This is a genomic window from Xenorhabdus griffiniae (genome assembly GCF_001028135.1).
Classification (GTDB): Bacteria; Pseudomonadota; Gammaproteobacteria; order Enterobacterales; family Enterobacteriaceae; genus Xenorhabdus; species Xenorhabdus bakwenae.
On sequence record NZ_LDNM01000078.1, the window covers coordinates 1 to 6,066 of the forward strand.

Annotated in this window: 5 protein-coding genes and 1 pseudogene; 4 read left to right on the forward strand and 2 right to left on the reverse strand. The window is 51.1% G+C overall.

The genetic code is table 11. The features are described from left to right. Positions 1 to 28: 28 nt before the first annotated feature. Together AAY47_RS14755 and AAY47_RS14760 are read right to left on the reverse strand one after the other, a co-directional pair. Positions 29 to 1,138 carry an ISAs1 family transposase gene (locus AAY47_RS14755; protein ID WP_047770899.1) on the reverse strand — a complete coding sequence of 370 codons (1,110 nt, stop codon included), beginning with the start codon at positions 1,136 to 1,138 and terminating at the stop codon, positions 29 to 31. 88 nt (positions 1,139 to 1,226) lie between these two features. Continuing rightward, positions 1,227 to 1,433, reverse strand: a pseudogene (locus AAY47_RS14760) (integrase arm-type DNA-binding domain-containing protein); the annotation flags it as partial. Between the two features lie 284 nt (positions 1,434 to 1,717). On the opposite strand from AAY47_RS14760, the gene AAY47_RS14765 reads away from it, so the two are divergent. The 4 genes from AAY47_RS14765 to AAY47_RS14780 are packed head-to-tail and all read left to right on the forward strand — an operon-like array spanning position 1,718 to position 5,944. Next, a complete protein-coding gene (locus AAY47_RS14765) occupies positions 1,718 to 2,605 on the forward strand; it encodes a ParA family protein (protein WP_047770901.1) in 888 nt (295 codons plus the stop codon). Then, positions 2,602 to 2,997: a hypothetical protein gene (locus AAY47_RS14770; RefSeq protein ID WP_047770902.1), complete on the forward strand. Its 396-nt coding sequence runs from the start codon at positions 2,602 to 2,604 to the stop codon at positions 2,995 to 2,997. The genes AAY47_RS14765 and AAY47_RS14770 overlap by 4 nt, the downstream gene beginning before the upstream one ends. Further along, the gene (gene dnaB-PI / locus AAY47_RS14775) at positions 2,981 to 4,345 is read left to right on the forward strand and encodes an SPI-7-type island replicative DNA helicase (RefSeq protein WP_047770903.1); all 1,365 of its coding nucleotides are present in this window, start codon (positions 2,981 to 2,983) and stop codon (positions 4,343 to 4,345) included. Before AAY47_RS14770 ends, dnaB-PI begins: the two co-directional genes overlap by 17 nt. A 3-nt stretch (positions 4,346 to 4,348) precedes the next feature. Continuing rightward, positions 4,349 to 5,944 (forward strand): ParB family protein, encoded by a 1,596-nt coding sequence (locus tag AAY47_RS14780; RefSeq protein ID WP_047770904.1) that lies wholly within the window; start codon positions 4,349 to 4,351, stop codon positions 5,942 to 5,944. Positions 5,945 to 6,066 lie beyond the last annotated feature (122 nt).

Here is a 6,066-nt window from a genome sequence, read left to right on the forward strand (position 1 = left end):
CAGGGCGCGAGCATGCTTTGATGAATATTCAACCAAAGAAAACTCTTGCCCTATAATCATCACACCAACCCGCTTTTTTAAGTTTGTTCCTTTGGCTGGGTGCCCCACAATCGCATTGTTTGACCAGATTCAACACAATTCGCCGAAATAATGCCAGATTCTCAACCGCACCATCCAGAACAATTCTTGAATCATCTTCTTTAAAAACTACATCAAGGATATAGGGCTGACCATTCTCAATTCGCCAATGTTGACGAATATAGTGCCCCAATAACTTATGCTTGGGTGAAAGAGAACTCACGTAATAAGAAGTCTCCACCGTTCCTTTGCCGTTTTGTGTCCGGTGACGTTCAACCGCAATCACACTGCGGATCGTTGGCCACTTGTCGGCCAGTTCTGGCTCGAATTTTGCCTTTAACTGAAACACATAGCGCTCTTCACGTCGGCCATGGGCTTCTTGTTTAACTTCCGTGATAATTTTCTCTTTACCCGCATCAAACACCGCCTGAAATTGAGATTGGACGGCTTCCCACAGATGGGGCTGATTTTTCTTCACCTGAACAACAACATGGGCTTTTTTTTCACTGATTTTCTCCAGTGTTTGGCGCTGACAATGCAAGGCATCTAGCGTGACTATGCTGCCTTTCGGGTCAAGAAGCTCTAGCATCTGCCGTACGATACTGATTTCACCGTTTTTCGTAGCGGTCGCTTTCTGGCTCAGAACTAACCCCCGCTCCGTATCATACGCCGTGACCAGCTGAACGGCATTTTTCCTTTCATTACGGTAGGCGTGTCGCAGAACTTTTCCATCAAAGGCAATGACCGGTTTTCCTCCCTGTTCACGTTGCTCGTTGATCCAGTTGAGTAAAGCGTCCAGCAGGGAATCGAGCTCAATAGCGCGCACTATCCTGGCCATCGTGTGTCGACGGGGTATTCCACTGAGAAAAGAACGATATTTTCTCAGCCATTTAATTTTAGCACGACCATAAGTTTCAATATTTTGCCAGCCTTCGGCGCCGGCCAGAATGGCACTGATGACAAGAAAAATGACATCAACCAGCTCGTATTGACGATTGATATCAGAACGGGTTTCTTTCACAACGGTTAAATATTCAATCAGGGTCTGGTTCGGATTCATGGGCGAGCATTCAAAGAAGAAATAAGAATAATTAGATCACGTAATTACTGTTCATTCAATAGGCGTTAAAAGTATGCTCGCGCCCTGGTTTAGCGCGGGCATCGGCTAACGACACTGCCGGATAAACACCAAATGCCAGTCGGTCTTCTTTCTTATCGGTGGGGCGGTAATACTTCATGCGCCAGTATTTTGAGCCACGTGACGAGACTTCTAAATAAAGACCGCCACCATCGGCGAGTTTGTAGGTTTTTTCTCTGGGTTTTGCAGTTTCGATTTGTCGTGCGTTTAGTTTCATTATTAAGGGCATTCCGGTAATCGAACGGTAAGTGCCCCGAATTATGCCCTTCGCTGCATCTTGATTGCAACAGACGAAACTAGACCTAAAAATAAGAAAGGGTGTTGATTTTACTGGGTTTGAGAGAAATTGTTTGACTGGGCTGGACTTCACTGGAAGTTGAAGTGGTGCCGGAGGCGGAATCGAACCACCGACACGGGGATTTTCAATCCCATCGTAAGTTAATTCAATGTAAAATTCCCTGATTTGTCCGATTTGTACGCTTAACTTTAATGAGTGTACAAATGAAAATACTTCCCATCATTTCACCCAAAGGCGGTGAAGGTAAATCCACCCATGCCGCGAATCTGGCCGGCTTTTTTGCCGATGCCGGTCTACAGACTCTCCTGATTGACGCCGATTATTCACAACCGACATCCAGCAGTATTTTTATTCTGGACTATGAAGCGCCCGCCGGGCTGTATGAATTGCTGATGCAGACGGTGGATCTGAGGGAATCGAACCGGATCATTTCCCGCGCGGTGATCAACAATCTCGATATCATTGTCTCCAACGATCCCGATGAACTCCTGCCGACGGCGATGCTGCACGCCCCTGACGGGCGTCTTCGCCTGCGCAATATTTTGCAACATCCGCTTTTTCATCAATACGATGTCATTCTTATCGACTCCAAAGGCGCAACCGGGGTAATGACGGAACTGGTGGTACTGACTGCAACTCAGTTTGTGCTGGGGATAATTAAACCGATCCTGCCGGATGTCCGTGAGTTTCTGCGCGGCACGTTACGGATGTTGACCCGACTGCAACCCTTTGAACATTACGGCATTCAGCTGCCGCTGATCCAGATACTGGCCAATGGCATTGAAGGCACCAATCTGGACAGAGATACGCTCAATGAGCTGACCGATATTATCGAACAGCACCGGTATGATGAGTCCGCGTTGGGTGGCAGAAAGGTTTACCAGTTGCTGAACACCCGAATCGATCTGCTGGATATCTACACACTGGGTCACGTTCGCGCCCAGCCTGTTCATCGCCTGGAATATAAAACTCCCCGCAAAAGTCCCGCCGCCGCCCAGACCATGCACAGTCTGGCCTGTGAACTGTTTCCCGAATGGCAGGAGAAATTTGATGCCGTGCTGGTTAACCAACCGACGGGGAGCGCGCAATGAATATTATCTGGCGAGCTATCTGTTTTTGCTATGACAATGCAGAATTACCGTTCACGGATACACAGGATGAATGGTTTGTGTTTGTCGATGCGCCTGATCGTAAAGCGGCACTGGCGAAATTCCAGACATTATTACCCGTTATCTGGGAGGTTTCGCCTGAGAACGTCGAGCATTTCAGTCCCCGTCATGAAGATGAATTGCGTGAACTGTCACTGATGTCCGGTACACCGGATGATTTAGCCCTGCTGGAGTGCGGCTGGGAAAATGGCAAGCCACAGTATCTGACCGCAAAAGAAGTTTTGTTTTGGGTTTCTTCTCCCTATCTGCAACAACGGTTAGTGAGGGCACTGAATGCCGTCAACAGGGAGGTGACCAATGAATCGGGATCATAATGCGTTACAGGCCATCAGTGAAGCGGAACCCAGCTATGCCTATGCCGAGGTGGGGGTGATTGGCGGACTGGTACTGGAGAATGAACGTTGGGACAGCGTGGTTCAGCTGCTGGCGGCGGACGATTTTTACTTTCCGGCACACCGAATAATCTATCAGGCCATTGCGGAACTGAGCGAAAAAAACTGTCCGTTTGACCTGATCACCCTGACCGACAGGCTGACACAGCGGGGGCAAATAGACAACGTCGGGGGTTTTGCCTATGTCGCAGAAGTGTGCAAAAACACGCCCAGTGCGGCCAATATTGAGGAATATGCCCGCATTGTGGCAGAAAAAAGCCGGTTACGTCAGTTACTGGCATTGGGTAAATCCCTCAGCGCAGAAGTTTTTCAGCCCAATATCCGGTCAGAAACCCTGATTGAGCAGGCAGAAAGTCACTTGTTTAATCTGGCGGAAAAAGGCACAGTCCGGCAACATCAGGCCGTCACTCTGCTGCAAGGCGCAGATGCCCTGATTTCCCATCTGGAGCGCATCCAGGGCAGCAATGGGATCACTGGCACCCCCACAGGATTTCAGGCGCTGGATGAAATGACCTGTGGCTTACAGGCGGGCGACCTCATTCTGCTGGCCGCCCGTCCTTCCATGGGGAAAACGGCACTGGGATTGGCCTGTTGTCTCGGTGCGCTGAGCCATCGTGACGAGGCGGTGGTACAGGTTTTCAGCCTGGAAATGCCGACTTCACAACTGATGCTGCGGCTGTCTGCCATGGAAGGTGGTGTGGCATTAACCGCGCTGCGCAGTGGCCTGCTGGATGATGAACAGTGGGGACGCATCAGCCAGAGCCTGGATCAGTTTGCCCAATGGGATCAACGATTGATTATCGATGATTGCAGTCACCAGACGCCTGCGCTATTGCGCGCCCGTGCCCGTCGCTATACCCGTCAATACGGTAAACCTGCCCTGATTATGGTGGATTACCTCCAGTTAATGTGTGCCCCCGGACAGGAAAATCGTACGCAGGAAATTGCCGATATCTCCCGCAGCCTGAAAGCGTTAGGAAAAGAGCTGGGTTGCCCGATACTGGCGCTGTCCCAGCTTAACCGGCAAGTCGAAACCCGCGCCGATAAACGTCCGAACAACGGCGACCTGCGGGATTCCGGTTCGCTGGAGCAGGACGCTGACTTGATATTGCACCTGTACCGCGATGAAGTCTACCACCCGGAAACACCGGACGCGGGGATTGCCGAGATCATTATCGGTAAGCAGCGTCAGGGACCGACAGGCACGGTGCGTGTGCGGTTTGACGGCCGGTATACGCGTTTTTCTGATATCGACAGCGACAGGAGGTAAATGATGGGACGCAATACGTTGAATTTAGGCCATGCTTTGTTACAGCAGGGACGACAGGCCGTGGCTACCCTCAATGACAACCCGCCGATGGCGGAAATGCCGATGGTACTGACATTAGATCAGCTACGCCCGAATCCGGATAACCCCCGCACCCGTCGCAACCCGCGTTATGACGATATCAAGGTGTCGATCAAAGCCCGTGGGCTGGATACGGTGCCGAAAGTCACGCGTGATCCGGACGGTGACGAGGCCTACATCTTCAGTGATGGCGGGAATACGCGCTATCAAATTCTGTCCGAGCTGTGGCAGGAGACCGGCGATGAACGTTTTTATCGCATTCACTGCCTGTTTAAACCGTGGCCGGGGCGATTACAGTGTGTAATCGGGCATCTGGCGGAAAACGAACTGCGCGGTGATCTCAGTTTTATTGAAAAAGCCCTCGGTGTCTGCAAGGCCAGAACCCTTTATGAAGCGCAGAAACGGCAGAAAATCACCCAAAATGAACTCTCTGCCCTGCTGGGGGAAGCCGGTTTTCCTGTCAGTCGCAGTTATATCAGCCGGATGGAAGATACGGTACAGTACCTGTACCCGTGGATGCCCAACCTGTTGAATTCGGGGCTGAGCGTCGCGCAAATCCGGATATTGCTGGCATTACGGCAGGATGCGGATGCGGTCTGGCAACAGCATGTGACCAGTATAAACCCGGAACCGACCGTCACCTTTGATGAGGCCTTTGGTGCCTGCTGCCGCAAATTTGATTCCCCTGAGTCTTGGTCGCCAGAAATGTTCCGGGATGAACTGATTGGCGATTTATTGCAGGCCCTGCCACATCCACTGCTCAATTATGACCGCTGGGTACTGGAATTAGATCCGAAAGAAAGCAACCGACAGAAGCTCTTCGGCGAGCAGGCTACGGCGTTTGATAGTGTGCCGATGCCGGAAGAGACTGAGACGAATAACGCGGCGCGGGTTCGAGTGCAAAACAGGGAATCGAACCAACGAATAATTTTTCAACCCACCACTGATAAGGTTCAGGCACCTGAGCCAGAACCGGCTCCGGTCGATAAGGCACAAATGTCTGTTCCATCTTCCCAAAAAAATCCGGTCATTCCGCCTTATCAGCCGGATAGCGTGAATAATCTGTCTGAACCCGTCTTGCCTGTCCCTGAAAGCGAATGTCTGCATTTTGCCCAAACCGGGCTGGAGCCGGTCAGTTCGGTCTGGGCGATTTCCCCGATGCAGGATGATATTGAACATCTGCAAAACATGGCATTTCGGCTGGCTTTCGAACTGGCAGAAGTGGTGGGCTGTGACAGAGATTTGCTGTCGGAATCGGAGGCAGGTTCGGCGGGATTTTGTCTGGTGAATACGCAAAATGCCCATCCTTTTTCCCGTTTATTGCACACCCTGACCGGAGAAACCCCGGCTGACAGCAGTGAACTGACGCTGACGGCGGTTCTGCTTGGCACCGCCAGACGGGAAGAACCGCCCCTGCTGGATGATACCCAGGCCGCGAAGTTTTTGCGCCTTATCCGAGTTATTCGCCGTTTGCGTGAGCTTCAGCGTGAGAGTGTACCGGAGACGTTGACAATGTCGTGATACCAGTGCGGGGTGCCGGCTTTTCAGTGTGTTATTCATTCATTGCGTTTTGACTGGCCTGATATAGCTAAATCATACCAATATGGCATAATATCCCAATCCAATATGACAAGGCATAAAGT

Excerpts from the sequence above, each read along its gene's own strand:
- AAY47_RS14755 (WP_047770899.1), bottom strand. The coding sequence starts at position 1,138 with ATGAATCCGAACCAGACCCTGATTGAATATTTAACCGTTGTGAAAGAA.
- AAY47_RS14765 (WP_047770901.1), top strand. The coding sequence starts at position 1,718 with ATGAAAATACTTCCCATCATTTCACCCAAAGGCGGTGAAGGTAAATCC.
- AAY47_RS14770 (WP_047770902.1), top strand. The coding sequence starts at position 2,602 with ATGAATATTATCTGGCGAGCTATCTGTTTTTGCTATGACAATGCAGAA.
- dnaB-PI (WP_047770903.1), top strand. The coding sequence starts at position 2,981 with ATGAATCGGGATCATAATGCGTTACAGGCCATCAGTGAAGCGGAACCC.
- AAY47_RS14780 (WP_047770904.1), top strand. The coding sequence starts at position 4,349 with ATGGGACGCAATACGTTGAATTTAGGCCATGCTTTGTTACAGCAGGGA.